22 protein-coding genes are annotated in these 25,134 nt (G+C 68.7%); 12 read left to right on the forward strand and 10 right to left on the reverse strand.

Features of this window, described 5'->3' with window-relative positions; genetic code table 11:
• The first annotated feature begins 58 nt into the window (after nt 1–58).
• Nucleotides 59–1,912, forward strand: coding sequence for a lysoplasmalogenase family protein (locus AC07OC_RS21425; protein WP_494602157.1), 1,854 nt, complete (start codon nt 59–61; stop codon nt 1,910–1,912).
• Here AC07OC_RS21425 and AC07OC_RS21430 read toward each other — a convergent pair.
• Genes AC07OC_RS21430 through ruvA form a run of 4 tightly spaced genes read right to left on the reverse strand, consistent with a single transcriptional unit; the run spans nt 1,854 to nt 6,056 of the window.
• Complete coding sequence (locus AC07OC_RS21430) at nt 1,854–2,765, reverse strand: hypothetical protein (RefSeq protein ID WP_494602159.1); 912 nt, start codon at nt 2,763–2,765, stop codon at nt 1,854–1,856. The genes AC07OC_RS21425 and AC07OC_RS21430 overlap by 59 nt on opposite strands.
• A gap of 54 nt (nt 2,766–2,819) precedes the next feature.
• Nucleotides 2,820–3,881 carry a Holliday junction branch migration DNA helicase RuvB gene (gene ruvB / locus AC07OC_RS21435; protein ID WP_218293110.1) on the reverse strand — a complete coding sequence of 354 codons (1,062 nt, stop codon included), beginning with the start codon at nt 3,879–3,881 and terminating at the stop codon, nt 2,820–2,822.
• 31 nt (nt 3,882–3,912) lie between these two features.
• Entirely contained in the window at nt 3,913–5,454 is a 1,542-nt protein-coding gene (locus tag AC07OC_RS21440; protein WP_494602161.1) for a trypsin-like peptidase domain-containing protein, read from the reverse strand.
• A gap of 26 nt (nt 5,455–5,480) precedes the next feature.
• The gene (ruvA, locus tag AC07OC_RS21445) at nt 5,481–6,056 is read right to left on the reverse strand and encodes a Holliday junction branch migration protein RuvA (RefSeq protein ID WP_494602163.1); all 576 of its coding nucleotides are present in this window, start codon (nt 6,054–6,056) and stop codon (nt 5,481–5,483) included.
• A 47-nt stretch (nt 6,057–6,103) separates the two neighbouring features.
• On the opposite strand from ruvA, the gene AC07OC_RS21450 reads away from it, so the two are divergent.
• From AC07OC_RS21450 to AC07OC_RS21470, 5 genes are all read left to right on the forward strand, one after another.
• Nucleotides 6,104–7,057, forward strand: coding sequence for a PhoH family protein (locus AC07OC_RS21450; RefSeq protein ID WP_494602165.1), 954 nt, complete (start codon nt 6,104–6,106; stop codon nt 7,055–7,057).
• Nucleotides 7,058–7,115: 58 nt separating this feature from the next.
• Nucleotides 7,116–7,577: an rRNA maturation RNase YbeY gene (gene ybeY / locus AC07OC_RS21455; RefSeq protein WP_218340558.1), complete on the forward strand. Its 462-nt coding sequence runs from the start codon at nt 7,116–7,118 to the stop codon at nt 7,575–7,577.
• Between the two features lie 242 nt (nt 7,578–7,819).
• Nucleotides 7,820–9,571 carry a WD40 repeat domain-containing protein gene (locus tag AC07OC_RS21460; protein WP_494602167.1) on the forward strand — a complete coding sequence of 584 codons (1,752 nt, stop codon included), beginning with the start codon at nt 7,820–7,822 and terminating at the stop codon, nt 9,569–9,571.
• 132 nt (nt 9,572–9,703) lie between these two features.
• The gene (locus AC07OC_RS21465; RefSeq protein ID WP_494602169.1) at nt 9,704–10,444 is read left to right on the forward strand and encodes a sulfite exporter TauE/SafE family protein; all 741 of its coding nucleotides are present in this window, start codon (nt 9,704–9,706) and stop codon (nt 10,442–10,444) included.
• 11 nt (nt 10,445–10,455) lie between these two features.
• On the forward strand, nt 10,456–11,745 hold the full coding sequence (locus AC07OC_RS21470) for an MFS transporter (protein ID WP_494602300.1): 1,290 nt from the start codon (nt 10,456–10,458) through the stop codon (nt 11,743–11,745).
• Between the two features lie 37 nt (nt 11,746–11,782).
• Here AC07OC_RS21470 and dtd read toward each other — a convergent pair whose 3' ends face one another.
• Both dtd and AC07OC_RS21480 read right to left on the reverse strand, forming a co-directional pair.
• On the reverse strand, nt 11,783–12,238 hold the full coding sequence (gene dtd, locus AC07OC_RS21475; protein ID WP_494602171.1) for a D-aminoacyl-tRNA deacylase: 456 nt from the start codon (nt 12,236–12,238) through the stop codon (nt 11,783–11,785).
• Nucleotides 12,235–13,185 carry a cation diffusion facilitator family transporter gene (locus tag AC07OC_RS21480; protein WP_494602173.1) on the reverse strand — a complete coding sequence of 317 codons (951 nt, stop codon included), beginning with the start codon at nt 13,183–13,185 and terminating at the stop codon, nt 12,235–12,237. Before AC07OC_RS21480 ends, dtd begins: the two co-directional genes overlap by 4 nt.
• 118 nt (nt 13,186–13,303) lie before the next feature.
• Here AC07OC_RS21480 and AC07OC_RS21485 point away from each other — a divergent pair, with 118 nt between their 5' ends.
• The 4 genes from AC07OC_RS21485 (at nt 13,304) to AC07OC_RS21500 (ending at nt 16,984) form a co-directional block, all read left to right on the forward strand.
• Nucleotides 13,304–14,902 carry an ATP-binding protein gene (locus AC07OC_RS21485; protein ID WP_494602175.1) on the forward strand — a complete coding sequence of 533 codons (1,599 nt, stop codon included), beginning with the start codon at nt 13,304–13,306 and terminating at the stop codon, nt 14,900–14,902.
• Nucleotides 14,899–15,522, forward strand: coding sequence for a response regulator transcription factor (locus tag AC07OC_RS21490; protein WP_218340564.1), 624 nt, complete (start codon nt 14,899–14,901; stop codon nt 15,520–15,522). The genes AC07OC_RS21485 and AC07OC_RS21490 overlap by 4 nt, the downstream gene beginning before the upstream one ends.
• Before the next feature lie 185 nt (nt 15,523–15,707).
• On the forward strand, nt 15,708–16,205 hold the full coding sequence (locus tag AC07OC_RS21495; protein WP_218293099.1) for a GlcG/HbpS family heme-binding protein: 498 nt from the start codon (nt 15,708–15,710) through the stop codon (nt 16,203–16,205).
• 86 nt (nt 16,206–16,291) lie between these two features.
• Nucleotides 16,292–16,984, forward strand: a complete 693-nt coding sequence (locus AC07OC_RS21500) for an ankyrin repeat domain-containing protein (RefSeq protein ID WP_494602178.1) — start codon at nt 16,292–16,294, stop codon at nt 16,982–16,984.
• Nucleotides 16,985–17,032: 48 nt separating this feature from the next.
• Here the strand turns inward: AC07OC_RS21500 and AC07OC_RS21505 are convergent, their stop codons facing one another.
• From AC07OC_RS21505 to dbpA, 4 genes are all read right to left on the reverse strand, one after another.
• Nucleotides 17,033–17,851: an amidohydrolase family protein gene (locus tag AC07OC_RS21505; protein ID WP_492254545.1), complete on the reverse strand. Its 819-nt coding sequence runs from the start codon at nt 17,849–17,851 to the stop codon at nt 17,033–17,035.
• Nucleotides 17,852–17,854: 3 nt separating this feature from the next.
• A complete protein-coding gene (locus tag AC07OC_RS21510; RefSeq protein ID WP_494602180.1) occupies nt 17,855–18,865 on the reverse strand; it encodes a tripartite tricarboxylate transporter substrate binding protein in 1,011 nt (336 codons plus the stop codon).
• A gap of 122 nt (nt 18,866–18,987) precedes the next feature.
• Complete coding sequence (locus AC07OC_RS21515; protein ID WP_218340568.1) at nt 18,988–19,731, reverse strand: GntR family transcriptional regulator; 744 nt, start codon at nt 19,729–19,731, stop codon at nt 18,988–18,990.
• A 198-nt stretch (nt 19,732–19,929) separates the two neighbouring features.
• Complete coding sequence (gene dbpA, locus AC07OC_RS21520; RefSeq protein WP_494602182.1) at nt 19,930–21,333, reverse strand: ATP-dependent RNA helicase DbpA; 1,404 nt, start codon at nt 21,331–21,333, stop codon at nt 19,930–19,932.
• A 139-nt stretch (nt 21,334–21,472) separates the two neighbouring features.
• Here dbpA and AC07OC_RS21525 point away from each other — a divergent pair, with 139 nt between their 5' ends.
• Complete coding sequence (locus tag AC07OC_RS21525) at nt 21,473–23,572, forward strand: putative bifunctional diguanylate cyclase/phosphodiesterase (protein ID WP_494602184.1); 2,100 nt, start codon at nt 21,473–21,475, stop codon at nt 23,570–23,572.
• 66 nt (nt 23,573–23,638) lie between these two features.
• Nucleotides 23,639–25,120 (forward strand): AMP nucleosidase, encoded by a 1,482-nt coding sequence (locus AC07OC_RS21530; RefSeq protein ID WP_494602186.1) that lies wholly within the window; start codon nt 23,639–23,641, stop codon nt 25,118–25,120.
• Nucleotides 25,121–25,134: the final 14 nt, after the last annotated feature.

Here is a 25,134-nt window from a genome sequence, read left to right on the forward strand (position 1 = left end):
GCCGCACCGGGCCGCGCCAGCCAGCTCGCACCGCAATGCGCAGCACCGAGGTAATCCAGTGAGCCCCAGCCAGATCATCGTTCTCGCCACCCCCGTCTTCTTCCTGCTGATCGCCATCGAGCTGGTGGTGGGCTACCGGCGCCGGCGCAATACCTACCGGCTGGCCGACGCGGTCAGCAGCATCAGCCTGGGAATGCTCAGCCAGACGAGCGCCGTGTTCACGCGGCTGCTGCGCATTGGCATCTACACCGCCCTGTTCGAGCACGTGGCCCTGTGGCGCAACGACGCGTTCTGGACCAGCCTGCCCGGCTGGCTGCTGGCGCTGGTGTTCTACGACCTGTGCTACTACTGGCTGCACCGCATGGGGCACGAGTCGGCGGTGCTGTGGGCGGCGCATGCCGTGCACCACCAGAGCCAGGACTACAACCTGTCCACCGCGCTGCGCCAGACCAGCTCTGGCGCAGCGCTGGGCTGGATCTTCTATGTGCCCATGGCGCTGGCGGGCGTGCCGCCGCTGGTGTTTGCGGTGGTGGCGCTCATCGACCTGCTCTACCAGTTCTGGGTGCACACCGAGCAGGTGGGGCGCCTGGGCTGGTTCGACCGCTGGTTCTGCAGCCCCAGCAACCACCGCGTGCACCATGCGGTGAACGACGCCTATCTCGACAAGAACTACGGCGGCATCCTCATCGTGTGGGACCGCCTGTTCGGCACCTTCAAGGACGAAGACGACCAGGACCGCTGCGTGTACGGCACGCGCGGCCTGCTCAACAGCTGGGACCCGCTGTGGGCCAATGCCCAGGTATACGCGGGCCTGGCGCACGACAGCTGGCATGCGCGCAGCTGGGCCGACAAGCTCCGGGTGTGGCTCAAGCCCCCGGGCTGGCGGCCCGCCGATGTGGCAGAGCGTTTTCCCAAGCCCCCCTTCAGCATGGCGCAGATGCAGCTGTACCACCCGCCGATGGCACGCGCGGTGCAGTGGTTCGCGCTGGTGCAGTTCGCGCTGCTGCTCACGGGGGTGGCGGCCTTTCTGTGGCAGGCCGACAGCGCGCCGCTGGCCAGGAACGCCGTCTGGTTCGCCACGCTGTTGGTCGCGCAGTGGGCGCTGGGCGCGGTGATGCAGGGGCGCATCGGCATGCTGATGGCCCTGGTGCTGCAAAGCGGCGCGCTGGCCACGGCCACCAGCGCGCTGGGGTTCGTGCAGTGGCACTGGGTGTTCAAGCCGCTGACCATGGTGATTGCTATTGTCTTGGTAGCTGCCAGCGCTTACCAGTCAAGCGACAGGGGCAGATTTGCATCAAAAACCCTGGCACTGCTGGGTGCCGCGCTGGCAGGGTCGCTGGCGGGCGATGTGTTTCTGATGTTCGAGGGCTTTTTCATCCCCGGACTGGTGAGCTTCCTGGTGGCCCATCTGTTCTATGTGGCGCTGTTCAAGAACGGCCAGCGGTGGTTTCCGCACCGCGGCGCGCTGGCGGGCACGCTCGGTGTCGGCGTGGCGATGTATGCCTTTCTGTGGATGGGCGGGTTGCCCGCCGCGCTGCGGGGGCCGGTGGCAGCCTATGTGCTGGTGATTGCACTGATGGCCGCGCAGGCCATCGGGCGGGCCAGCGTGCTGCGCGATGGAGCGTCGGTGCTGGTGGCGGTGGGGGCGGTGTTCTTCATGCTCAGCGATTCCCTGCTGGCCACCCACCGCTTCGTGCAGCCCCTGCCGTGGTCGCAGGTGTGGGTGCTGGGCACCTACTACGTGGCGCAGGCGTGCATCGTGGCGGGGGTGCTGAAGGCGTTGCTGGTGCCTGCGCTCGAGGCCACGGCGCCTGACAGCCCGCCGGTCGTTGTTGCTTCTGTTCCTGTCGTGGCTAATGCGACCACGTGCGGGCCAGCGCTGCGGCCGGAATGTACGCCGCACCCGCAATGAACAGCACACCGGCGAGGGTGAACGAGCCGGCGCTCAGCAACCACAGCAGGGTGTCGGCGTTGTACCAGCCAGGCCGCGCCTGCAGCAGGGCGGCCATGGCCGCTTCCTGCACGGCAATCAAGCCCCGCCCGGCGGTGTAGTGGTACACGGCGCCTCCCAGGGCCCAGAACCCGGTCAGCACCAGCGCCAGGCCATAGAAGGCGTACCCGGTGCGCCACCGCTTGGTGGAGCCTGCCGTGCACCATACACCCAGGCAACCGGCCAGCACCGCACCGGCCACCAGCCAGGCCTGCAGGCGGTCGCTGGCCACCGGCAGCAGCCAATGCCAGGCCCAGGGCAAGGGCGCCAACAGCCATTCCGATTGCGCGGCCAGCCCCGGCCAGCGCTGCGCAGGCAGGTCCATGGAGAAGCGCGGCCTGTCCACCATCCACAGCACAAAGGTCACCGGCACCAGCACGGCGAACAGGATGTAGGCGCTGGCACGCCACACCAGCAGGCGGTGCGACCACGCGGCGGTCGTCCTGCCCCGCCTGTGGCCGTCGATCAGGTGCAGTGCCAGGCCTGCCACCAGTGCGGCCTCGGCCACCGCCGCGCACACGGCGACGCGGCCGCGCAGGTCGGCAAAGCCTTCCAGCACAAAGATGGACAGCTGGCCATAGATGAGCGCGCCCAGCGCATGCAATGCGACCGTGCCCGCCAGCAAGGCCACGGCGCAGGACCGCAGGAACTGTTGCTCGGGCACGGTCACGGGTCCGTCCGACCCCGCCCAGCCCCGCGCAGCGCGCGTCCGGACCTCGGCGCGCAGCTGGCGGCGTCGGTCGCTCTTCTTGGGATGCTTGCGCGGTGTTGACATGGCGGTGCTGCGCGGCCTGGGCGGCGGCGGACGTGAAGGTCGGTAGGAGGCTTCTCAGGCGCCAAACAACCCCGGCGCCCCGGCGCTGGGCGGCGCCACCCCCAGGTGCCGGAATGCCGCCAGCGTGGCGATGCGCCCGCGCGGCGTACGCTGCAAAAAACCTTGCTGGATGAGATAGGGCTCGATCACGTCCTCGATGGTGCCGGCCTCTTCGCCGATGCTGGCGGCGATGTTGTCCAGGCCCACGGGACCGCCGTCAAAGCGGTGGATCACGGCTTCGAGCAGCTTGCGGTCCATCACGTCAAAGCCCTGCGGGTCCACGTCCAGCATGGCCAGCGCCTTGTCGGCAATGCCTTTGGTGATGCGGCCGTCACCCTTGACCTCGGCATAGTCGCGCACGCGGCGCAGCAGCCGGTTGGCGATGCGCGGCGTGCCGCGCGAGCGGCGGGCGATCTCGAAACCGCCTTCGTCGTCCATGGGCGCGTTGAGCAAGCCAGCGCTGCGCTTGACGATGCGCGCCAGCTCTTCGGATGTGTAGAACTCCAGCCGCGCCACGATGCCGAAGCGGTCGCGCAGCGGGTTGGTCAACATGCCCGCGCGCGTGGTGGCGCCCACCAGGGTGAAGGGCTGCAGGTCGAGCTTGATGCTGCGCGCCGCGGGCCCTTCGCCGATCATGATGTCGATCTGGTAGTCCTCGAGCGCGGGGTAGAGGATTTCCTCGACCACGGGCGAGAGGCGGTGGATCTCGTCGATGAAGAGAACGTCGTTCTTCTCCAGGTTGGTGAGCAGCGCCGCCAGGTCCTTGGGCTTTTCAAGCACGGGGCCGCTGGTCTGGCGCAGGTTCACGCCCAGTTCGGCCGCGATGATGTGGCTGAGGGTGGTCTTGCCCAGACCCGGCGGGCCAAACAGCAGGACATGGTCGAGCGCCTCGCCGCGCTTCTTCGCCGCGCCGATGAAGATCTCGAGCTGCTCGCGCGCCTTGGCCTGGCCCACATACTCCTGCAGGAGCTTGGGGCGCAGGGCGCGCTCGATGGCTTCTTCCTGGGGCGATGCGGGCGCGGCGGAGATCACGCGTTTGGAGGGCGCAGGGGCGAAATCGTCGGTCTGGATGGTCATCTTTTTGTGTGCGCTCTCGCCGTCTCCGGCATCAGGAACCGGGCATCAACCAGGTCTTGAGAGCCAGCTTGAAAGGCAGGTCGAAGCGCCCGTAGTGGTCAAGGCCCGTGGGCGCCGCGCAACTGGACGATCCGCCGTAGAGCTGGCCGACCAGGTACCGCCTGGAGCCGATGGTGAAGAACAGGCCGGAGCCGCTGCTGCCGCCCTCTGTCGTGCCCTCCGTCCATCCCACCGCGTAGAACTTTCCGTCCTGCTGCGTTTCGGGGAAGCACCGTTCGCCGCTGCAATAGCTGAACTGGGCCACCGAGCCAGCGCTCGTCTTTTGCAGGTCGCCACGGGGATGGTGGATGCCCACCACGGCGGCGGAGGTGTTCACGGATCCGACGTACGAACCCGCATACACAACGCCCTGCGGCGGCGCGCTGTTCAGGCGCATGAAGGACGTGTCAGTCTGCGAGTCGGCAAACAGCAGCTCTGCGCCGCCCCTGACCTTTTGCGTACCGGGATTTGCGGTAGCGTTGTTGCAGGCCGACGAGCGGTAGAACCAGTCGGTGGTGAGGGACGATGCGACCGTCTGGGTGGAAATGCAGTGGTGCGCCGACAGGAAGTGCGGCTTCTTGCTCGACGGGGCGTCGTTGAGCAAGGTGCCCGTGCACAGGAAACTGCCGCCCTCGACGACAAACACCATGCGCGCCACCGATCGGCTTTCGGCGCTGAGTTCGGGCTTGCAAGATACGTCGATGTTGCAGGTGCCGGATTCACCCAACTTGGCAAAGCTTGCGGCCGTGGCCTGGTCGGGCGACACGAAGAAGTGCGAGAGCATGGGCACCGCGATGTCCAGTTCCTGCTCCAGCCGCGCGGCCACGGGAACCTCCAGCTCCAGCGTGGTCTCGGCCCCGCCAAAATCCGGGCTCCAATAGGTGCGTGCCGCATCGCCGGTGTCGCCGGCATCCAGGTTGCGCTGGATGCTGCGCAGCACTTCGGCGCCCGAAACCTGCACCGAATCGCCGCCGGCCTGGGCGTAAAAACGCAGCACCGTACCAGCGGGCAGTTGGCGCACCACCAGCCCCAGCCGGACGCCGAGGGCGCCCTCTGCTGTGAAACTGATGGCGGCCCGCTGCAGGCCCGCACCTACCGGCTGCCAATTGAGCTGGCCCATCAGGTCGCGCGCCTTGGCGGTGGCTGCCACCGGGCGGGCCACACCAATCTGCTGGGGATCACCCTTGGTGAGCCCCGCGGGTTGCATGGCCTTCTTCACGAGGGCCTGGGTGTCGCCTTCCAGCGGGCCGAGGCGGATGGACGTCGCCTGCACGGCGGTGCCGCTACGCACTGCGACCTTGGCTCCGGCGCTGCTGGCGGATTTGGGAAGCCCCGTGTCGAGCGGCTCGATACGGTCGGTGCTCACCGGCGTTGGCGTGACGGGAACGGTGGGGGTGGTAGGCTGTTCCGGGCCGGCCGGGGTGGTCGGCACCGGGGGCGCTGCAGGTGAATCCCCCCCGCCGCCGCCGCCACAAGCCGCCATGGCCAGCGCGACCAGCAGTCCGGCAAATTTGAACGAAGCGCGATACGTCATCTCGGTTATCCCTCCGGTTGAACCCGTTACTTGGCCAGCGCCTTCAGCGCCAGCTTGATCCCGTCACTTACCCCTACCTCCGCCGGCAGCGCCTTGAGCGCCGCCGCGGCTTCCTTGTCGTTGTACCCTAACGCCAGCAATGCCTGGAGGATATCCGCCTGCGCGTCGCTGGTGGCGCCACCGTGCAGGGCCCCCATGTCGGCCCCCAGCTTGCCCTTGAGCTCCAGCAGCAGCCGCTCGGCCGTCTTCTTGCCGATGCCCGGCACCTTGACCAGGCGGCCCGCTTCCTGCAGCGTGATGGCCTGCGCCAGGTCGGCCACACCCATGCCGGACAGGATGGACAGCGCGGTGCGCGGCCCCACGCCCGAAATCTTGATCAACTCGCGAAATGCCTGGCGCTCCGGCGCCGTGGCGAAGCCATACAGCAGCTGCGCGTCCTCGCGCACAATGAACTGGGTGAGCAGGCTCACCCGCTCGCCCACGGCGGGCAGGTTGTAGAACGTGCTCATGGGCACATTCACCTCATAGCCCACGCCGTGGCAGTCCAGCAGCACCTCGGGGGGATTCTTCTCCAGCAGGGTGCCGGTCAATTTGCCTATCATTGATGTCCTTTGCCGCGCACTGCGGCGATCCAACGGGAATTATCCGCGTGATCCTGCGCCACACCTTCACCCCCCACAACAACACCCGGCTCACTCACCTGTGCGGCCCGGCCGACGCACACCTGCGCACCATCGAAGTGGCCCTGCAGGTGAGCATTGCGCACCGGCATGAGCAGTTCAAAGTGGACGGCCCCAAAGCCAAGGCGACCCAGGCCATGGAGTTGCTGCAAGCGTTGTACGAGATGGCCGAGCGCCCTGTCACGGAAGACTACCTGCAGCTCATGCTGGCGGGCGACACCGCGCTGGTGGAGGCGCCCGAGGGCGCCATCGTGCTCAACACCCGCCGGGCCGACCTGCGGGGCCGCACACCCACGCAGAACCTGTATCTGGAAAACATCGCCAGCCACGACATCACCTTCGGCATCGGCCCTGCCGGCACCGGCAAGACCTATCTCGCCGTGGCCTGCGCCGTGGACGCCCTGGAGCGCAGCGCCGTGCAGCGCATCGTGCTGACCCGCCCGGCAGTCGAGGCGGGCGAACGCCTGGGCTTCCTGCCCGGCGACCTGGCGCAGAAGGTGGACCCCTACCTGCGCCCGCTGTACGACGCGCTGTACGAACTGATGGGCTACGACAAGGTGCAGAAGGCCTTCGAGCGCAACGCACTCGAAATCGCGCCGCTGGCCTTCATGCGGGGCCGCACGCTGAACAATGCCTTCGTGATCCTGGACGAGGCACAGAACACCACGCCCGAGCAGATGAAGATGTTCCTCACCCGCATCGGCTTTGGAGCCAAGGCCGTGGTGACGGGCGACGTGAGCCAGATCGACCTGCCCAAGGGCGCGATGAGCGGCCTGATCGACGCCGAGCGCGTGCTCAAGCGGGTGAAGGGCATTTCCGTCACCCGCTTCACCTCCGCCGACGTGGTGCGCCACCCGCTGGTCGCGCGCATCGTGGATGCATACGACGCGCCACGCCGTGCGGCGCCCGCTGCGCGCCGCTGAGCATTTGCTCCTGTTTTTATAGCTATCCGCGCTTTCCAATCAAGCGCCTGAGGCCCCAATGCCCTTGAACCACCTCTCCCTGTCGCTGCAATTCGGTGCATTTGACGGCGCGGCGGCACACCGCGCCGTGCTGCCGCGCCACAAGGTCACGCGCTGGATTCGCCACGCCCTGGCCACCGACGCCGAGATCACCGTGCGCATCGTGGGTGAGGACGAGGGCCGCCAGCTCAACCACGCGTACCGCAAGAAGGACTACGCCACCAACGTGCTCACCTTCGACTACACGCAGGAGCCCGTGGTGACCGCCGACCTGGTGCTGTGCGCCCCCGTGATCGAGCGCGAGGCCAAAGAGCAGAACAAAAGCCTGGAAGAGCACTACGCCCACATGCTGGTGCACGGCACGCTGCATGCGCAGGGGTGGGACCACGAGACCAGCGAAGAAGATGCGCAGGAGATGGAAGCATATGAGACGGACATCCTGCGCGAACTGGGCTTTGCCGACCCGTACGCGACCTCCTGAACGCCATCCCTACTGCCGAGGGCAGCGGCGCAATTTTTACCATTTGGTACAAAGTGCTCGCATCTGCCGGGGCCCGGCGTTGTCTTGATAAGCGACGATTGACTCCTCCAGTGGGCGTCTCGCAGACCTGCCAGCACTCCCGCCGCGCGCCCTGCCTGTCTTCCCCCATTCTTTCAGGAGTCTTCTCTGTGACCAATTTCCCGCGGCACCCTGCCCCCATGGCAAATTCGGGCCTCCCATCCTTGCATCGCGCATTGCTGCTGGCGGCGCCACTCGTTCTGGCGGCGTGCGGGGGTGGCAGTGGCGAATCGGAGTCCGCCGGACTCTCGGCCCCTCCCGGCTTCAGCGTGGCGAGCTACGGCCCCAAGACCTACAACTTCGGTTGGGCCGTCACCCCGGGCGCGATGCGCTACGAACTGTTCGAGGACCCTGATGGCGCGGGAGGCCCCCAATCCGAATCGCTGTTCGGCAGCGCCAACGCCAACAACGCCACCAGCTTCCCTCTACAGATTGGGGGGCTGCTGCACGAGCGGGTGAACGCGAGTTACCGGCTGCGCGCCTGCGACGCGAGCGGCTGCGGCCCGTTCACTGCCGCGGTAACACCCGACCTCACCCAGGCCATAGGACGCTTCGACCTTGCTGGCGGCGATCCGACCAAGCGATTTGGTGGCTACACGAACGCAATTGCCCTGTCGGCCGACGGTGCAACGCTGGCCGTCGGTTCGCCCCGCGAGGGCAGTTCAGGTGACCTGGCAGGGGCGGGCGCGGTGTACATCTTCAGCCGCAGCATGCCAGGTATTGGCATGCCAACCCCTGCCTGGGGTCTGCGGGCGCGACTGGAAGGCAGCAGTCCCGCCGCAAAGATGGCCTTTGGCGCCAGCCTGGCACTATCGGCCAACGGTCGCACGCTGGCAGTGGGTGCACCAGAGGAAAGAAGCAATGCACGCGGCATCAACGGCGATGCGGCCAACCGCGACGCGTATGGCGCGGGGGCTGCGTATATCTTCATGGACAACGGCAGCACCTGGAGCCAGCAGGCCTACATCAAGTCCCGCAACACGCCTGCGAAAGTCGAAACCTGTAGCCGCCTGGACATCATGGGCACGGCTATATTTCCCTGCACCCCCCAACACTTTGGCTTCAGCGTGGCTCTGTCAGCCGACGGGAACCTGCTGGCGGTAGGAGCGCCCGAAGAAGGCGCTAACTTCACCCCGGGGTCTGCCGCCGTGTTGGGTGGGCTCTCCTTCACCGGCGAAACCATTTTTGGGGGCGGCGTGGGAGCCGTTCACACCTTTGCCCGCAACAACGGCGGCTGGGCCGAGCAGGCGCACCTGCCAGGCAGCAGCGCCGACCCGACCATGGCCCGCTTCGGGGCGGTTGTAGCCCTGTCCAGCGACGGAACCGTGCTTGCGGCGAACACCGACAAGGACGTCTCGGTCCTGACCCATCTCGGCGGTGCCTGGAGTGCACCCACGCAGGTGTGGCGCGTTCCAGCCGCCGGTGTGCTACCGGCTTCGCACAATCCCTTTGCAATGTCCAGGGACGGAAGCACACTGGCCGTCTTGGACCGCTCTGGAGGTACTGACGTTCAGCTGCGAACATTCACACGCACGGCGGGGGACGCCTGGACGCAGCAGCCCGCACTGCCGGTCAAGGCTGCCGGCGGGTTCTTTACAAACAGTGTCATGTTGTCGCTTTCTGCGGACGGCCGCACGCTCGCCGTGGGCGACCTCAACGATGCCAGCAACGCCTCTGGCATCAATGGCAACCCCAACAACCAGGCCTTATATTCAGCCGGAGCCGTCAATGTCTACCGCCGCGACGGCACGACTTGGGGCCACCGCGCCTATCTCAAGCCCCCCCAACCGCAAGCACTCGCGAGCTTCGGCGCTGGCGTAGCGCTTTCCGGTGATGCCAGCACCCTGGCCGTGGGCACCAGCAGCGCTACGGATGGCGTAACACCCGCCGTGCCCAACGCAGCCTATCTGTACTGAGGCGCTGAAAGCGCCGGTCGTTGTGCGGCCTTGGCCGCAATGGCAACCGGCACCCATCGACGTAGTCGCAAGCAAAAGTGTTGCATCCGCGCCGTCGCCAATGGCGGCAGCGCCACCCCCTACCATCGGTGCATGCTCGACGCCCCTTTGCTGCTCACCGCCGCCTTCGTCGCCGGCGCCCTCAACGCCGTCGCCGGAGGCGGCAGCTTCCTGACCCTTCCCGCCCTGGTCTTCACCGGCGTGCCGCCCGTGGTGGCCAATGCCACAGGCACGGTCGCGCTGCTGCCCGGCTACATGGCTGGGGCGTGGGGGTTTCGAGAGGACACGGCACCGCCGCCAGGGCTGTCGATGCGGCTGCTGGTGGTGTTGTCGCTCATCGGCGGCGCGGCGGGTGCGGCGCTGCTGCTGGTCACGCCCGACGCCACCTTCCGCCGCGTGGTGCCCTGGCTGCTGCTGGCGGCCACGGCGCTGTTTGCATTCGGGCCTCAGTTGCGCCGGATGCTGGCGGGCGGCAAACCCTCCACCGCCAAGGCCACGGTGGGCGTGCTGGCGGTGGCCGCCTATGGCGGCTACTTCAACGGCGGGCTGGGCATCCTTCTGCTGGCGCTGTTCGGCCTGCTGGGGCAGACGAACCTGAACGCCATGAACGGCCTCAAGAACTGGGTGTCGGCCCTGCTCACAGCCATTGCCGTGCTCATCTATGCGGCGGGTGGCGTGGTGCTGTGGCCGCAGGCGCTGATGATGATGGTGGCCGCCACCGCTGGCGGGTACGGCGGTGCACGCGTAGCGCGCAAGCTGCCTGCCAACGTGCTGCGCTGGGGCATTGTGGCTACCGGGATGGTCATGGCCGCTCTGTTCTTCTGGCGGCAGTGAGCGGCAATCCCCTGCCGTCCTCGTCGGCGCCTCCATCCTTGCCCGCGGGCAGCGGCCGGCCATCACCGCGTGCGCTGTGGGCCATGCTGCTTGCGCTGCTCAGCGGGTTTGCACTGAGCCAGGCCTTTCGCACCACCACGGCCATGGTGGCCCAGGGACTGACGGCGGACTTCGGGCTCTCGCCAGGGTCGCTGGGCGCGTTTGCGGGGCTGTTTGGCCTTTCCTTCGGCGTGGCCCAGTTGCTGATGGGCGTGGGGCTGGACCTGTACGGCCTGCGGCGCACGGTACTCACGGCGTTTCCGCTGGCGGTTGCGGGGTCGGCGCTCTCGGCCACCGCGCCGGCCTACCCCTGGCTGATGGCAGGGCAATTGCTGATCGGCGTGGGCTGCTCGCCCGCGTTTCTGGCCTGCACGCTGTTCATTGCGCGGCATTTTCCGGCAGAGCGGTTTGCCTACCTGTCGGGCGTGGCGATGGGTGTGGGTGGCCTGGGCCTGCTGTTCACCGGCACGCCGCTGGCCTGGCTGGTGCAACACGGCGGCGGCTGGCGCACGGGTTATGCCGTGTTGGCGGTGCTCAGCGCGCTGTCGTGGCTGCTGATCTGGCTGCGCGTGCACGAGCCCACCCCGCTGGTGCCGCCCCCGGCGCAGCGCGAAACCTGGGGCCAGGCGCTGCTGGGCTTTGGCCAGTTGCTCACGGTGCCGCACACCTGGGGCATCCTGCTGCTGGGCATGTCGGGCTACGCCGCGTTTCTGTCATTGCGCGGCCTGTGGCTGGCACCGCTGCTGATGGACCGCTACCACCTCTCGCTGGTAGACAGTGGCAACGTTGCGCTGGGTCTCTCGCTGATTGCCCTCTTCGCGCCGGGTCTGGGCGGTCGGCTGGACCCGGGCATCGCCCGCCGCAGGCGCTGGATCGGCAATGCCTCGCTGCTCATGGCGAGCCTGTTCATCGTACTGGCGTTCCTGCACGGGAACGCTTGGGCCAGCGTGGTGCTGATTTTGCTGATGGGCCTGCTGTCGGGCTACGGCGTGCTGCAGTACGCCGATGTGCGGGCCTCCTATCCGCCCACACTCACAGGCCGGGCACTGTCGGCCTACACCATGGCAATGTTCCTGGGGGTGGCGCTGATGCAGTGGTTCACGGGCATCGTCGCCACCTGGGCGCAGCGCCACGGGTGGGATGCCTACACGGCCGTCATGCTGGCCATTGCCACCTGGCTGGCGCTGGCGTCGGCAGGGTTCCGGGTGCTGCCGGTGTCGCCCTTGGCTTCCCTCGAAAACAAGAAGAAAACAAGGCCATAGCGCTTATCCACCAAGCACTGAATGCTATCTTTTTTGACTACCAAGCCGCTCTAGGAGGTATCCGCAGCGGGATGGTCACCGGGCCGTCATTGATGAGATGCACCTGCATATCGGCGGCAAACTGGCCCGTGGCCACCTCGGGGTGCACCTTGCGCGCCTGGGCAACCACATAGTCGTACAGCCGCCGCCCCTCATCGGGTGCAGCCGCCTGGGTGAAGCTGGGGCGGTTGCCGCCGGTGGTGTCTGCCGCCAGGGTGAACTGGCTGACCAGCAGCAGGCCGCCACCGGTGTCCTGCACGCTCTGGTTCATCTTGCCTGCGGCGTCCGAAAAAATGCGCAGCTTGAGGATCTTGGCCAGCAGCCTGTCGGCCTCCACCTCCGTGTCACCGCGTTCAGCACACACCAGCACCAGCAGGCCTGCGCCGATGGCGCCCACGGTCTGCCCGTCCACATCTACGCGCGCTTCGCGCACACGTTGCAATACGCTGATCACTTCACTGCGTCCTCGGTGTCGTCACGGGGGTCGTCGAAATGCGCTTCCACGTCGGAGGGCAGCAGCTCGATGGTGGCGCGCAGGCCGGGCACGGCGGCCATCAGCGCGCGCTCGACCTGGCCGCGCAGCTCGGCGGCGTGGCGCAGGGTCCAGTCGGCGGGCATGTGCAGGTGCATGTCCACAAACCGGCGCTGGCCCGCGCGGCGGGTGGAGACATGGTCGAACCGCACGGCGCCGGGCGCCTGCGATTGCACGAACTGCTGCAAGGTGGCGTCGATGGTGGCTTGCACCTCGGGTTCCACCGCCGAGTCCATGAGGCCCTGGGACGAGCGCCAGACCAGCTCCAGCCCCTCTTTCAGGATGTTGAGCGCCACCACGATCGCCGCCAGCGCATCCAGCCACAGCCAGCCGGTCAGGGCCGCGCCGGCGATGCCCACCAGCACGCCGGCGGAGGTCCACACATCGGTGACAAGGTGGCGGGCATCGGCCTCCAAAGCGATGGAGCGGTGCTCGCGCGCCGAACGGAACATGAGCCAGGCCAGCAGGCCATTGAGCACCGAGCTGAGCACCGACAGGCCCAGGCCCCAGCCGACCTGCTCCAGGGGCTGGGGCGCCACCAGGCGGTGGCCCGCCGCCCACAGGATGCCCACGGACACGCCCACGATCAGGATGCCCTCGAACCCCGACGAGAAGTATTCGGCCTTGTGGTGGCCATAGGGATGGTCGTCGTCCGCCGGGCGCTGCGCCACGGTCACCATCGCCAGCGCGAACATCGCGCTGGCCAGGTTGACGAACGACTCCATCGCATCCGACAGCAGCCCGACAGACCCCGTCACCAGCCAGGCCAGGGTCTTGAGCAGGATGGTGACCACGGCCACCGCCACGGAAGCCCACAGCAGGTTGCGGGGCGAGAACCAGCGATGGACCACGGAGGCAGTTGCAGGCATGAGAGAGGCATCCAGACGCGACAGGGGAAACGGAAACCGGCGAGCGCAGCCGATTACACCAGAGCCAGAGAGGCTGCGCCGCGCAGCCACCGCCAGGGCCCCATGCCAGAATCGGCGCATGACCAGGGCATGGCGCCGCCGTTTCGCGCGGGTTCATTTCACCGGCCTGCTGCTGTGGGCCGTGGTGGCCTGCGCGGGCGCGGGCTGGCTGGTTCACGCGCGCCTGCAGCAGCTGCGGGAGGCCTTCGAGACCGATGCCCGCATCGTGCACCGGCTCCTGAGCCAGCGCGTGGTGCAGCACGACGCGGTGATGGCCACCCTGGCCCTGCTGCAGCCTCCGGAGCCAGGCGCCACCCCGGATGCCGCGCGCGCCACCGAAGAGGCCACGGCAGCCTCCCCGCTGCCGCGCCTGCCTTCGGTCTACCCGCAGATCCTTTCCGTGCTGCAGCGGCCTGCGGGGGGCGCATGGCCCACCGCGCTGCAGCCGGCCCTGGCGGCCGCCGAGGCCGCATCGCGCCAGTCAGGCCATGCCGAAATGGCACTGCCCGACCTGCCTGCGGGCCGCTACCACCTGGTGCTGGCCAGCACCCCCGCAAGCTATGCGCTGCAGATCGACCTGCGCATGACCATCCCCCGGGACGAATGGCCGATGGCCATGGACAGCAGCCCGGTGCGCGTCACGCTCGCCCAGGGCGGCACGGCCTTCGTCGTGCAGCCGGGCCGCACGGAACCGGGCCGCTGGGGCCTGGGCTGGTCGTATGGTTTTCACAAACTGCTCGCGGCGCCGAGCCAGCCCCTGGATGTGGTGGCGCAGCGCCATGTGGGCCTGCGCGAGCTTCCCTGGCTGGGCATGCTGGGCTGGTGCGTGCTGACCGCCGCGCTGTGGGCGGCGGGCCGGGCGCTGTGGCGCCAGCGCATTGCGCGCCAGCGGGCGGAAGAGCTGCTGCGGCTCGGCCAGGTCGCCCGCCTGAACACCCTGGGCGAGCTGGCCGCGGGCATGGCCCACGAGCTGAACCAGCCGCTCACGGCGCTGCTGTCCAGCACCCAGGCCGCGCAGCGGCTGCTGGCGGACGACCCGCCGGATCTGGAGACGGCCCAGACGGCCATGGCGCGCGCGGTGGAGCAGGCCCGGCGTGCCTCCACGGTGGTGGGCCGCCTGCGCCGCCTGGTGGAGCGACCCGACCTGTCGGCGCAGGCCCAGCCGCTGCACCTGGCCACGGCGCTGCAGGATGTGCTGCACCTGCTGGAGCCCGAGCTGGCGCAGCGCGCCATCGCGGCCGAGGTGACGGTGGCGCCCGACCTGGCGCCCGTGCTGGCCGAGCCCGTGGCCTTGCAGCAGATCATCCACAACCTGCTGATGAACGCCATGCAGGCCATGGAGCAGGTTCCCCCCGCCGAACGCCGGCTCACGCTGCGGCTGTCGGCGCGGGATGGCACGCGGATCGCCCTGTCGGTTCGCGACCACGGCCCCGGCGTGCCGCCCGAAGCCCGCGAGCATCTGTTCGAGCCCTTCTACACCACGCGCTCGGGCGGCCTGGGGCTGGGCCTGACACTGTGCGAAAGCCTTGCCCAGGCCATGGGCGCCAGCCTGGAACTGGCCCCTGCGGCGCCAGGCAACGCCGCCGCCCAACGCGGCGCCGAGTTCGTGCTGGTGCTGCCCGCGGCGCCTGGCACCCCTGCCGGCCCCGCCGCCGCGCCCCCCTCTCCGCAGCCATGAGCGACAGCGCCACGTCCCTTTCCCCCCTCATTCACCTGGTGGACGACGACGCCGCCGTGCGCGACAGCCTGGGCCTGCTCATCAGCACCGTCGGGCTGCGCGTGCAGACCTGGGCCGACCCGCATGCCTTCATGGCCGGGTTTGACCGGGCCAGCATCGGCGCCATCGTGCTGGATGTGCGCATGCCCGGCATCAGCGGCCTCGCGGTGCTGGAGCAGCTGCTGGCGCAGGGCGTGGACCAGCCGGTGGTCCTGCTCACCGGCCACGGCACGGTGGAGATGTGCCGCCGCGCCTTCAAGACAGGCGCGGCGGAGTTCCTGGAAAAACCGGTGGATGACGAGGTGCTGATCGAAGCCCTGCAGAACGCCGTGCGCCAGCATGTGCGTTCGCGCGAACGCCACCAGGCCGACCAGCAAGCCCGCGAGCGCTACGCCCAGCTCTCGGGCCGCGAGCGCGAGGTGCTGGGCCTCATCGTCGAGGGCCTGACCAACAAGGAAATCGGCCGGGTGCTGGCACTCTCGCCCCGCACGGTGGAAACCCACCGCGCCAACCTGTTCGCCAAGCTCGGGGCCGAGTCGCTGGCGCAACTGATCCGGCGCTACGCCGCCCTGGTGCAATAGCCAGCCCGCGGGCTGAGGATGCGGCCTTCAAACCGCCCACCGCCTGGCGGGCACTGCGTAGTTCTACGGAGGCTCTGGCGTAGGCGTACGAATGGCCGGAATCCACGCCGTTTCCTACAGTTCTCCCACGGCGCCACAACGGGTGGCACCGGACCCGAAACCACCGAACGCCCACGGAGAACACCATGCAGAACACCCTTGCCAAAGCCGCCGCCCTCACCCTTTCCCTGGCCGCCTGCGCCGCTGCCAGCGCCGAAGGCGTGCGCACCGAAAAGAACATCTCGCTGGACCTGGCCAACCAGATCGCCGCCCACACCGTGGCCGCGTGCACGGCCTCCGGCTACAACGTGACCGCCACCGTGGTGGACCGCGCCGGCACCGTGCGCGCCGTGCAGCGTGCCGACAACGCCGGCCCCCACACCCTGGAAGCCAGCCGCCTGAAGGCCTACACCTCGGCATCGGCCAAGAACACCACGCTGGCCATCATGGAAGGCTCGCAGAAGAATCCCGCCGCCGCCAACCTGGGCCAGATCCCCGGCTACCTGCTGCTGGGCGGCGGCGTGCCCCTGAAGGTGGGCAATGAAGTCATCGGCGCCGTGGGCGTGGGCGGCGCGCCCGGCGGCCACCTGGACGAGCAATGCGCCATGGCCGCCATCGCCAAGGTGGCGGACCAGCTGAAGTAAGCCCACAGCGCAGCGCCCCGTCCTGGGGCGCTCGCCCGCTGCGCAGACACCCGCCAAAGCACCACGAACCGCTGAAGGGACACGCCATGAACCGACACACCGCAATGCCCCTGGCCCTGGCCGCGGCCCTGCTGCTGGCGCAGCCCGCCCAGGCGCAGGTGGCGCCCACCGCGGCGCAAACGGCGGCCTACCAGGGCCTGCACGCCGCCGCCGCGCGCGGCGATGTGGGCATGCTGCAAAAGCTCGTGGCGGCACGCGCCGATGTGAATGCCCGCGATGCCCACGGCCGCACGCCGCTGCACGTGGCCACGTTCGCCCGCCAGCGCGATGTGATCCGGCAGCTGGTGCAGGCCCGGGCCGATGTGAATGCGCTGGAGAACGACCGCTACGACGCCGTGACCATCGCGGCGGTGGCGGACGACGAAGACACCCTGCGCCTGCTGCTGGCCCTGGGCGCCCGCGCCGGGCAGGTGACGAGCCGGTACGACGGCACGGCACTGATCGCCGCGGCCCACCTGGGGCACGACGGCGTGGTGCGCCAGCTGATCGCCGCCGGCGCTCCGCTGGACCATGTGAACAACCTGCACTGGACGGCACTGATCGAGTCCATCGTGCTGGGCGACGGAGGCCCGCGCCACCAGGCCACGCTGCAGGCGCTGCTGCAGGCCGGCGCCAGCCATGCGCTGACCGACCGGCAGGGCAACACGCCACTGCAGCTGGCCCGCCAGCGGGGCTTCAGCGAGATGGTGCGGATGCTGGAAGCATCAGGCGCCAGGTAGGTAGCCAGCGGATGCGGGATGCACCCGTGCGGGCGCACTGCCCCCACTTCAGCGGTACAGCGCTGCGCCCGCCATGCGCACCCTGTCGGCGCGTACCGCGCCCAGGGCATTCACCACCGGCTCCCACACACTCGCGTAGGCGGGCATGGAGTCCGGTGCAAATGCGGTATGCGGCCAGTCCGAACCCCACACCAGCCGCTCCCCCGCCAGCCCGGCCACGCGGCGGATCGCATCGTGCAGTTCGGCGTAGGGCGCCGCGGCCTGCAGGCGGTACCAGCCTGACAGCTTGATCCACGCCCCCAGGCCGGCCAGCCTTGCCAGCGCCTGCCAGGCCGCATCGTCCCGCGCCAGGGCGGCATGCATGCCCGCCAGGTGGTCCAGCACGCAGGGCAGGCCCGTTTGCGCATGCAGCTGGGCGATCTGCGCCAGCTGGGCAGGCGCCGCATACCACTGCACATGCCAGCCCAGCGCCTTCAGGCGGGGCGCCAGCGACTGCATGGCCTGCGCCCCGTTGCCCACCGGGGACACCAGATTGAAACGCACGCCGCGCACGCCCAGCGTGTGCATGGTCTGCAGCGCGTCGTCGGCAATGTCGGTATCCACCACGACCACCGCGCGGTGCCGACCCGGCTCGCGCGCCAGGGCCTCGAGCACAAGCCGGTTGTCGGTGCCGTACACGCTGGGCTGCACCAGCACGAGGTGCCCCACGCCCAGCCTCGCGGCTTCGGCCTCAATGCGTTCGAGGGGCTGGTGCGCGGGCTGGTAGTGCCCGGCCTGGACCGGGGCGGCGGCATCAAAGACATGGACATGCGTGTCCCATCCCTCCGGGACATCCCGCAACGGCGCGGAGGGGGCCAGCGCACCCATGGGTCAGCCCACCACGATCTTGCGCTCGCGGATGACCTTGCCCCATTGCGCTTGCTGGGCCTGGATGAACCTGCCCGCGCTGGCCTGGGTCGCGTCGGGAAAGGCATCGCCGCCCAGCGCGCGGATGCGGCCCAGCACCTCGGGGTCGGCCAGCGCCTTGCGGATGGCGTTGACCAGCTGCGTGCGCACCTCGGGCGCAATGCCCGCCGGGGCCAGCACCGGATTCCATTCCAGCACTTCGTAGTCGGCCACGCCGGCCTGCGCCATGGTGGGCACATCCGGCAGCGATCGGGCGCGCAGCGCACTGGTTACCGCCAGCGGCCGCAGCTTGCCCGCCTGGATGTGGCCCAGGGACGAGGCCACATTGGCAAAGAACAGCGGCACCTGCCCGCCCATCACGTCGTTCATGGCGGGGCCGCCCCCCCGGTAGGGAATGTGGGACAGGCGCACGCCCGTGCGCTCTTCAAACAGCGCCCCGGCCAGATGCTGGGCCGAGCCATTGCCGGACGACGCATAGGCCACGTCCTCAGGCTTGGCCTTGGCGCGCGCGATGACTTCCTTGACGGAATTGACACCGAAGCCCGGGTGGCACACCAGCACGTTCGGAAAGGTCGCCAGCACGGCCAGCGGCACAAAGGCGGTGTTGCTGTCGTAGGGCAGCTTGGGATACAGCGATGGATTGACAGCGAACGACGACGCATCGAGCAGCAGGGTCGTGCCATCCGGCGTGGCGCGGGCCACGGCCGATGCGGCCAGCTGGCCGCTGGCGCCGGGCTTGTTGTCCACCACCACGCCTTGCCCCAGCGCTTCGGCCATGCGGGGCGCGATGATGCGCGCCATCAGGTCGGCGCCGCCGCCTGCGGGGTAGGAGACGACCAGGGTCACGGCGCGCCCGCCCCCCACGCCCGCAGCGTGGGTGCGCACCCAGGGCGCTGCCAGCGTGACACCCACGGCAGCCAGCGCCGCACGACGCGACAGATCTGGTGAATTCAGAGGATCGGATAGATGGTGCATACGGGTCTCCTTGGTTTCGTCTTCAGTCGTTCATGGGAGTGCGCCTGAAGCGGCGCGCCCCAGGCCGGCAGGCGCAGCGGCACGGGCCTTGCCAGGCCCGTGGCACCGCACAGGGGTGCCGTTCATGTAATGGTCACGGTGTAGTGAAAGGCGTGGGCATCGCCGCGCGTGGTGCGCCATTCGATGCAGCGCCCGCCCAGGTCGTAGGCGGCCCGTTGCACCACCACGCCCGGATGGCCTGCGGCCAGCCCCAGGTGGACGGCCTGCGGGGCTGTCAGCATGGCAAAGCCAATGTCGTCCACGGCCCGGTGCACATGCACACCGCAGCGGCGCGCGAACATGGGGTACAGCAGGTCGTCCCACTCGGCGGTGTTTCCTTCTGCCAGGGGCGCAAACACATCCAGCGGCAGCCACATGTCTTCCAGCAGGCAGGGCTGGTCGGCCAGCAGGCGCAGGCGCTGCAGCCGCAGCACCATCTCGCCCGTCGCCAGGCCCAGCCTGCGGGCCACGGCAGCCGGGGCCGCCATGCGCTGGCGCGACAGGATGCGCGAGCGCGGCATTTCGCCGCCGCCGCTGTCAAACCGGAAAAACCGCAGCATCGAGGCGCCGGCAATGCCCTGGCGCACAAAGGTGCCCCGGCCGTGGATGCGCTCCACCAGCCCTTGCGCCACCAGGAGTTCCAGCGCACGGCGCATGGTGCCCAGCGCCACCTGGTGCTCCGTGGCCAGCAGGCTTTCTGCCGGCAGGGCCGAGCCGGGCGGCCATTCGCCGGCCACCACGCGGGCACGCAGTGCAGCCGCCAGGGCGGCGTACCGGCTCAGGCCCGGGGAGGAATCCAGCGCCACGACTTTTGAATGGGAGATCATGGCAAAGAACTATAGTCCTCTATAGGTCTTTGCACAATAAGTGAATACCACAAGCACGGCGGCGGATGCCCAGGCTTCGGAATGGGGGTCCCGTTGCGGACGATCAGCTACCCACAAAAAGGAGCAAAAAAAACCGCCGGACAAGGTCCAGCGGCATTTGCCATCCTGAGGGGGGGGTGCCCGCTCGGCAAGCCGCCATCAATCCATCACCAGGCGGGCTTTCACGGCCTTGCCCTTCACCCGGCCCTGGTTCAGGCGCTGCGCGGCCTGGGCGCCGATGGCGCGGTCCACCGCCACGTAGGTGGAGAAGTCGTTCACGTTGATCTTGCCGATCTGCTCGCGGGTGTAGCCCATCTCGCCGGTCAGCGCGCCCAGCACGTCGCCCGCGCGGATCTTCTCCTTGCGGCCGCCGATGATCTGGATGGTGACCATGGGCGGCACCAGCGGGCCGCTGCCCGCGGGCGTGAGCTCCGCCACCGGGAACCAGCGCGACTCCCGGCCCTGCAGCACCTCGATCTTGCCCACGCTGCCCATCTCGTCCAGGCTGGCCAGGTTGAGCGCCAGGCCCTCGGCGTCGCCCCGGCCCGTGCGGCCGATGCGGTGGATGTGCACCTCGGGGTCCGGCGTCACGTCCACATTGATCACGGCGGCCAGGTTGGCGATATCGAGCCCGCGCGCCGCCACGTCGGTGGCCACCAGCACCGAGCAGCTCCTGTTGGCGAACTGCACCAGCACCTGATCGCGCTCGCGCTGCTCCAGCTCGCCGTACAGCGCCAGCGCGCTGAAGCCCTGCGCCTGCAGCACGCCCACCAGGTCGCGGCACTGCTGCTTGGTGTTGCAAAAGGCGATCGACGATTCGGGCCGGAAGTGGTTGAGCAGCTGGGACACCGCGTGCAGGCGCTCGCTGTGCTTCACCTCGTACCAGCGCTGCTCGATCTTGCCCTCGGCATGCTGGGCCTGCACCGTGATCTGCACCGGCGCCTTCATGAACTGGGCGCTGAGCTTGGCGATGCCCTCGGGGTAGGTGGCCGAGAACAGCAGGGTCTGGCGGGCCGAAGGGCACTGGCGCGCCACGGTAGCGATGTCGTCGAAGAAACCCATGTCGAGCATGCGGTCGGCCTCGTCGAGCACCAGGGTGTTGAGCGCTTCCAGCGAGAGGTGCTGACGCTCCAGGTGGTCCATCACGCGGCCGGGCGTGCCCACGATGATGTGGGCGCCGTGCTCCAGGCTCAGCGTCTGGGCGCGCAGCGGCACGCCGCCGCACAGGGTCACGACCTTGATGTTCTCTTCCGCGCGCGCCAGGCGCCGGATCTCGGTGGTCACCTGGTCGGCCAGCTCGCGCGTGGGGCACAGCACCAGCGCCTGCACGGCGAAGCGGCGCGGGTTGAGGTTGGCCAGCAGGGCCAGGGCGAAGGCGGCGGTCTTGCCGCTGCCGGTGCTGGCCTGGGCGATCAGATCCTTGCCCAGCAGCGCGGGCGGCAGGCTGGCCGCCTGAATCGGAGTCATTTGCATGTAGCCCAGCTGCTGCAGGTTGGACAGCATGGCAGGGCTCAGGGCCAGCGTGCTGAAGTCAGTGCCGGCTTGGTTTTCTTTGGAGGTCATGGCCCGATTATCCCGCCCGGGGTATCCGGGCAACTACCTTGCACGCGTGCAAGGTCTATCGGCTATAACGGAAGAACGTGCTGGCGATCTCCACGGGGCCGCGTGCAGACCGCCACACCTTCTCAGCACCGGGTGGGACATGCCAGATTCAATCAACGCAGCCAACGCCCCTGGCCAGGGGGGCTCCAGCGACTCGCTGCTGCGCCTGATCGCCGATTCCGTGCCCGCATTGATGGCGTACTTCGACCTGCCCGGCCTGCGCTGCCAGTTCGCCAACCAGGGCTACGCCGCCTACAACGGCCACACGACCGAATCGATCCTGGGGCTCACGGTGCAGGAAGCCATTGGCGACAAGGCCTGGCAGGTGATCCAGCCGCATGTGGAGCGCTCCACGCGCCGCGAGCACGTGAAGTACACGCGCGAGCAGATCCTGCCCAATGGCGAGACGCGCATGATCGAGGTCAACCTGATCCCGCACTTCGGCGCCGGCTCGCAGCAGCTGGGCTCGTTCGTGCTGATCACCGACATCACCGAGCGCTGGCGCGCGGAACGCCAGGTGCGCCAGAGCGAAGAGCGCATGCGCAAGTTCACCGAGGCCACGGACGAGGCCATCGTGTTCCACCGCGACGGCATCATCACGGACGGCAACGAGGCGCTCACCCGCCTGGTTGGCTACGGGCTGCAGGAGGTGCTGGGGTTCTCGATCTTCCACTTCATCAGTCCCGAATGGCGGGCCGTGGCGCTGGACTACACCCGCAGCGGGCGCGAAGACCCCTACGAAGTGACCATCCGCCACAAGGACGGGCATGCCATCCCCGTCGAGGTGGTGGGCAAGACCATGCCGCTGCACCATGCGGACTACCGCATCGTGGTGGTGCGGGACATCACCGCGCGCAAGCAGGCGCAGGAGCGCGAGGCCTTCATCGCGCTGCACGACACCCTCACGCAGTTGCCCAACCGGCATTTCCTGATGGAGCAGCTGTCGCAGGTGCTGTCGCTGGCGCGCAGGCGCCACGGCCGCGCGGCCGTGCTGTTCGTGAACCTGGACCATTTCAAGACGGTGAACGACTCGCTCGGCCACCACGCGGGCGACCAGTTGCTGTGCAACGTGGCCGAGCGTCTGCGCCAGGGCGTGCGCGATGCCGACGTGGTGGCGCGGCTGGGCGGCGATGAGTTCGTGGTGGTCCTGACCGACGTGCAAAGCCCCGATGACGCCGCCAGGGTGGCCGACAAGCTGCTCGACTCCATGCACGGCGTGTTCACGCTCGACCAGGTGCCGCTGACCGTCTCGCCGTCCATCGGCATCAGCCTCTTTCCGGAGCATGCCGCCACCGGCGACGCGCTGCTGCGCTGCGCCGACGCGGCCATGCACCACGCCAAGGAAAGCGGCCGGGGCAACCGCCAGTTCTACGAACCCAGCATGGAGGCCAGCGCCATCGATGTGCTGCAGCACGAGCGGCTGCTGCGCGAGGCCATCGTCCACAACGCCTTCGTGCTGCACTACCAGCCCCAGATCTGCCTGGAAGACGGCTCGCTGCGCGGCTTCGAGGCCCTGGTGCGCTGGCGCCATCCCCAGCGCGGCCTGGTGGGGCCGGATGAGTTCATCACCTTCTCGGAATCCCGCGGCCTCATCACCCCCATTGGCCGCTGGGTGATGCGCGAGGCCTGCCGCCAGCTCCGGGAGTGGCAGGACCAGGGCTTGGCCATGGTGCCGGTGGCGGTGAACCTGTCGGCCCTCGAATTCCGCCAGCGCGACGTGGCGGGCGAGATCGCGGCCATGCTGCACGAGACCGGGCTGGCAACGCAGTACCTGGAGATCGAACTCACCGAATCCGTGCTGATGCACCAGACGGGCCAGGTGCTGGACACCCTCAATGCCCTCAAGGCACTCGGCGTCGGAATCTCCATCGATGATTTCGGCACCGGGTACTCATCGCTGGCCTACCTCAAGCGCTACCCGATCGACAAGCTCAAGATCGACCGCTCCTTCGTGGTCGACACCCCGGACAACGCCGACGACGTGGCCATCGTCACCGCCATCATCCAGATGGGCCGCAGCCTGCAGATCAGGACCGTGGCCGAGGGGGTGGAGACACAGGCGCAGGTGGATCTGCTGGCGGGCCTGGGGTGCGACCTGATCCAGGGCCATGTGGTGTCGGTGCCCCGGGACGCCGCGTCCATCCTGCGCTGGATGCGCGACTTCCACGGCCTGGAGCCCCTGCTGGCGGTCAATTCCTGAGGCCCTCCGCGGCCCCGGCGCCAGCCCGTCACACAAACACGTTCCCGGCTTGTGGACAATAGGGGCATGCCCCTCATTCCCGACTTCATCGCCCCCACCCGCCACACCGACCCGGCCGAAGCGCTGGCCCAGGTGCAGCGCATCTACCAGCAACAGATCGGCCACCTGCGCGATGCCATGCAGCGCTTCGTGGCGGGCGAGACGCCCGAAAGCGCGGTGCGCGCGTTCTATCCCTTCGTGCGGGTGCACACCACCACGGTGGCACGGGCGGATTCGAAGCTGGCCTACGGCTTCGTGGAAGGCCCCGGGCGGTACGAAACCACCCTCACCCGCCCCGACCTGTTCGCCAACTACTACGCCGAGCAGTTCCGCCTGCTGCGGGCCAGCCACAACGTCGAGCTGGAGGTGGGCACCAGCGCGCACCCCATCCCCATCCACTTCTCGTTCGCCGAGCACGACCACATCGAGGGCACGCTCACGGCCGAGCGCCGCATGCTGATGCGCGACGTGTTCGACCTGCCGGACCTGGCGGCCATGGACGACGGCATCGCCAACGGCACCTGGCAGGCGCGCCCAGGCGAGGCGCAGCCGCTGTCGCTGTTCACCGCGCCGCGCGTGGACTACTCGCTGCACCGCCTGCGCCACTACACGGGCACCGCGCCCGAATGGTTCCAGAACTTCGTGCTGTTCACCAACTACCAGTTCTACATCGACGAGTTCGTGCGCCTGGGCCACGCCGAGATGGCCAGGGAAGACAGCGAGTACGTGGCCTTCATCGAGCCCGGCAACGTGGTCACTCGCCGCGCGGGCCTGTCCGCGCAGCCGGGCGACGAGCTGGGCATCGCCCCGCCGCGCCTGCCGCAGATGCCCGGCTACCACCTGGTGCGCAAGGACGCGAGCGGCATCAGCATGGTCAACATCGGCGTGGGGCCGGCCAACGCCAAGACCATCACCGACCACATCGCCGTGCTGCGCCCGCACGCGTGGATGATGCTGGGCCATTGCGCGGGCCTGCGCAACAGCCAGCAGCTGGGCGACTATGTGCTGGCCCACGCCTACGTGCGCGAGGACCACGTGCTGGACGAGGAGCTGCCGCTGTGGGTGCCCATCCCGGCGCTGGCCGAGATCCAGATGGCGCTGCAGCAGGCCGTCGCCGACGTGACGCGGGTGCCGGAGGACCAGCTCAAGCGCATCATGCGCACCGGGACCGTGGCCAGCACCGACAACCGCAACTGGGAACTGCTGCCCGACAACATGCCCCAGCGCCGCTTCAGCCAGAGCCGCGCCGTGGCGCTGGACATGGAAAGCGCCACCATCGCGGCCAACGGCTTTCGCTTCCGCGTGCCGTATGGCACCCTGCTGTGCGTCTCCGACAAGCCGCTGCACGGCGAGATCAAGCTGCCGGGCATGGCCAACCATTTCTACCGCGAGCGCGTGGACCAGCACCTGCGCATCGGCATGCGCGCCATCGAGATCCTGCGCAACGGCGGCGTGGACAGGCTGCACAGCCGCAAGCTGCGCAGCTTTGCCGAAGTCGCCTTCCAGTGACGACAAGAAAGAAG

The organism is Acidovorax sp. GW821-FHT10E04 (genome assembly GCF_059415185.1).

Coding starts and splice junctions, on each gene's coding strand:
- AC07OC_RS21495 (WP_218293099.1), top strand. CDS start 15,708: ATGCAGAACACCCTTGCCAAAGCCGCCGCCCTCACCCTTTCCCTGGCC.
- AC07OC_RS21525 (WP_494602184.1), top strand. CDS start 21,473: ATGCCAGATTCAATCAACGCAGCCAACGCCCCTGGCCAGGGGGGCTCC.
- AC07OC_RS21515 (WP_218340568.1), bottom strand. CDS start 19,731: ATGATCTCCCATTCAAAAGTCGTGGCGCTGGATTCCTCCCCGGGCCTG.
- AC07OC_RS21480 (WP_494602173.1), bottom strand. CDS start 13,185: ATGCCTGCAACTGCCTCCGTGGTCCATCGCTGGTTCTCGCCCCGCAAC.
- ruvA (WP_494602163.1), bottom strand. CDS start 6,056: ATGATAGGCAAATTGACCGGCACCCTGCTGGAGAAGAATCCCCCCGAG.
- ruvB (WP_218293110.1), bottom strand. CDS start 3,881: ATGACCATCCAGACCGACGATTTCGCCCCTGCGCCCTCCAAACGCGTG.
- dbpA (WP_494602182.1), bottom strand. CDS start 21,333: ATGACCTCCAAAGAAAACCAAGCCGGCACTGACTTCAGCACGCTGGCC.
- AC07OC_RS21500 (WP_494602178.1), top strand. CDS start 16,292: ATGAACCGACACACCGCAATGCCCCTGGCCCTGGCCGCGGCCCTGCTG.
- AC07OC_RS21530 (WP_494602186.1), top strand. CDS start 23,639: ATGCCCCTCATTCCCGACTTCATCGCCCCCACCCGCCACACCGACCCG.
- AC07OC_RS21490 (WP_218340564.1), top strand. CDS start 14,899: ATGAGCGACAGCGCCACGTCCCTTTCCCCCCTCATTCACCTGGTGGAC.
- AC07OC_RS21430 (WP_494602159.1), bottom strand. CDS start 2,765: ATGTCAACACCGCGCAAGCATCCCAAGAAGAGCGACCGACGCCGCCAG.
- AC07OC_RS21505 (WP_492254545.1), bottom strand. CDS start 17,851: ATGGGTGCGCTGGCCCCCTCCGCGCCGTTGCGGGATGTCCCGGAGGGA.
- AC07OC_RS21485 (WP_494602175.1), top strand. CDS start 13,304: ATGACCAGGGCATGGCGCCGCCGTTTCGCGCGGGTTCATTTCACCGGC.
- ybeY (WP_218340558.1), top strand. CDS start 7,116: ATGCCCTTGAACCACCTCTCCCTGTCGCTGCAATTCGGTGCATTTGAC.
- AC07OC_RS21510 (WP_494602180.1), bottom strand. CDS start 18,865: ATGCACCATCTATCCGATCCTCTGAATTCACCAGATCTGTCGCGTCGT.
- AC07OC_RS21440 (WP_494602161.1), bottom strand. CDS start 5,454: ATGACGTATCGCGCTTCGTTCAAATTTGCCGGACTGCTGGTCGCGCTG.
- AC07OC_RS21465 (WP_494602169.1), top strand. CDS start 9,704: ATGCTCGACGCCCCTTTGCTGCTCACCGCCGCCTTCGTCGCCGGCGCC.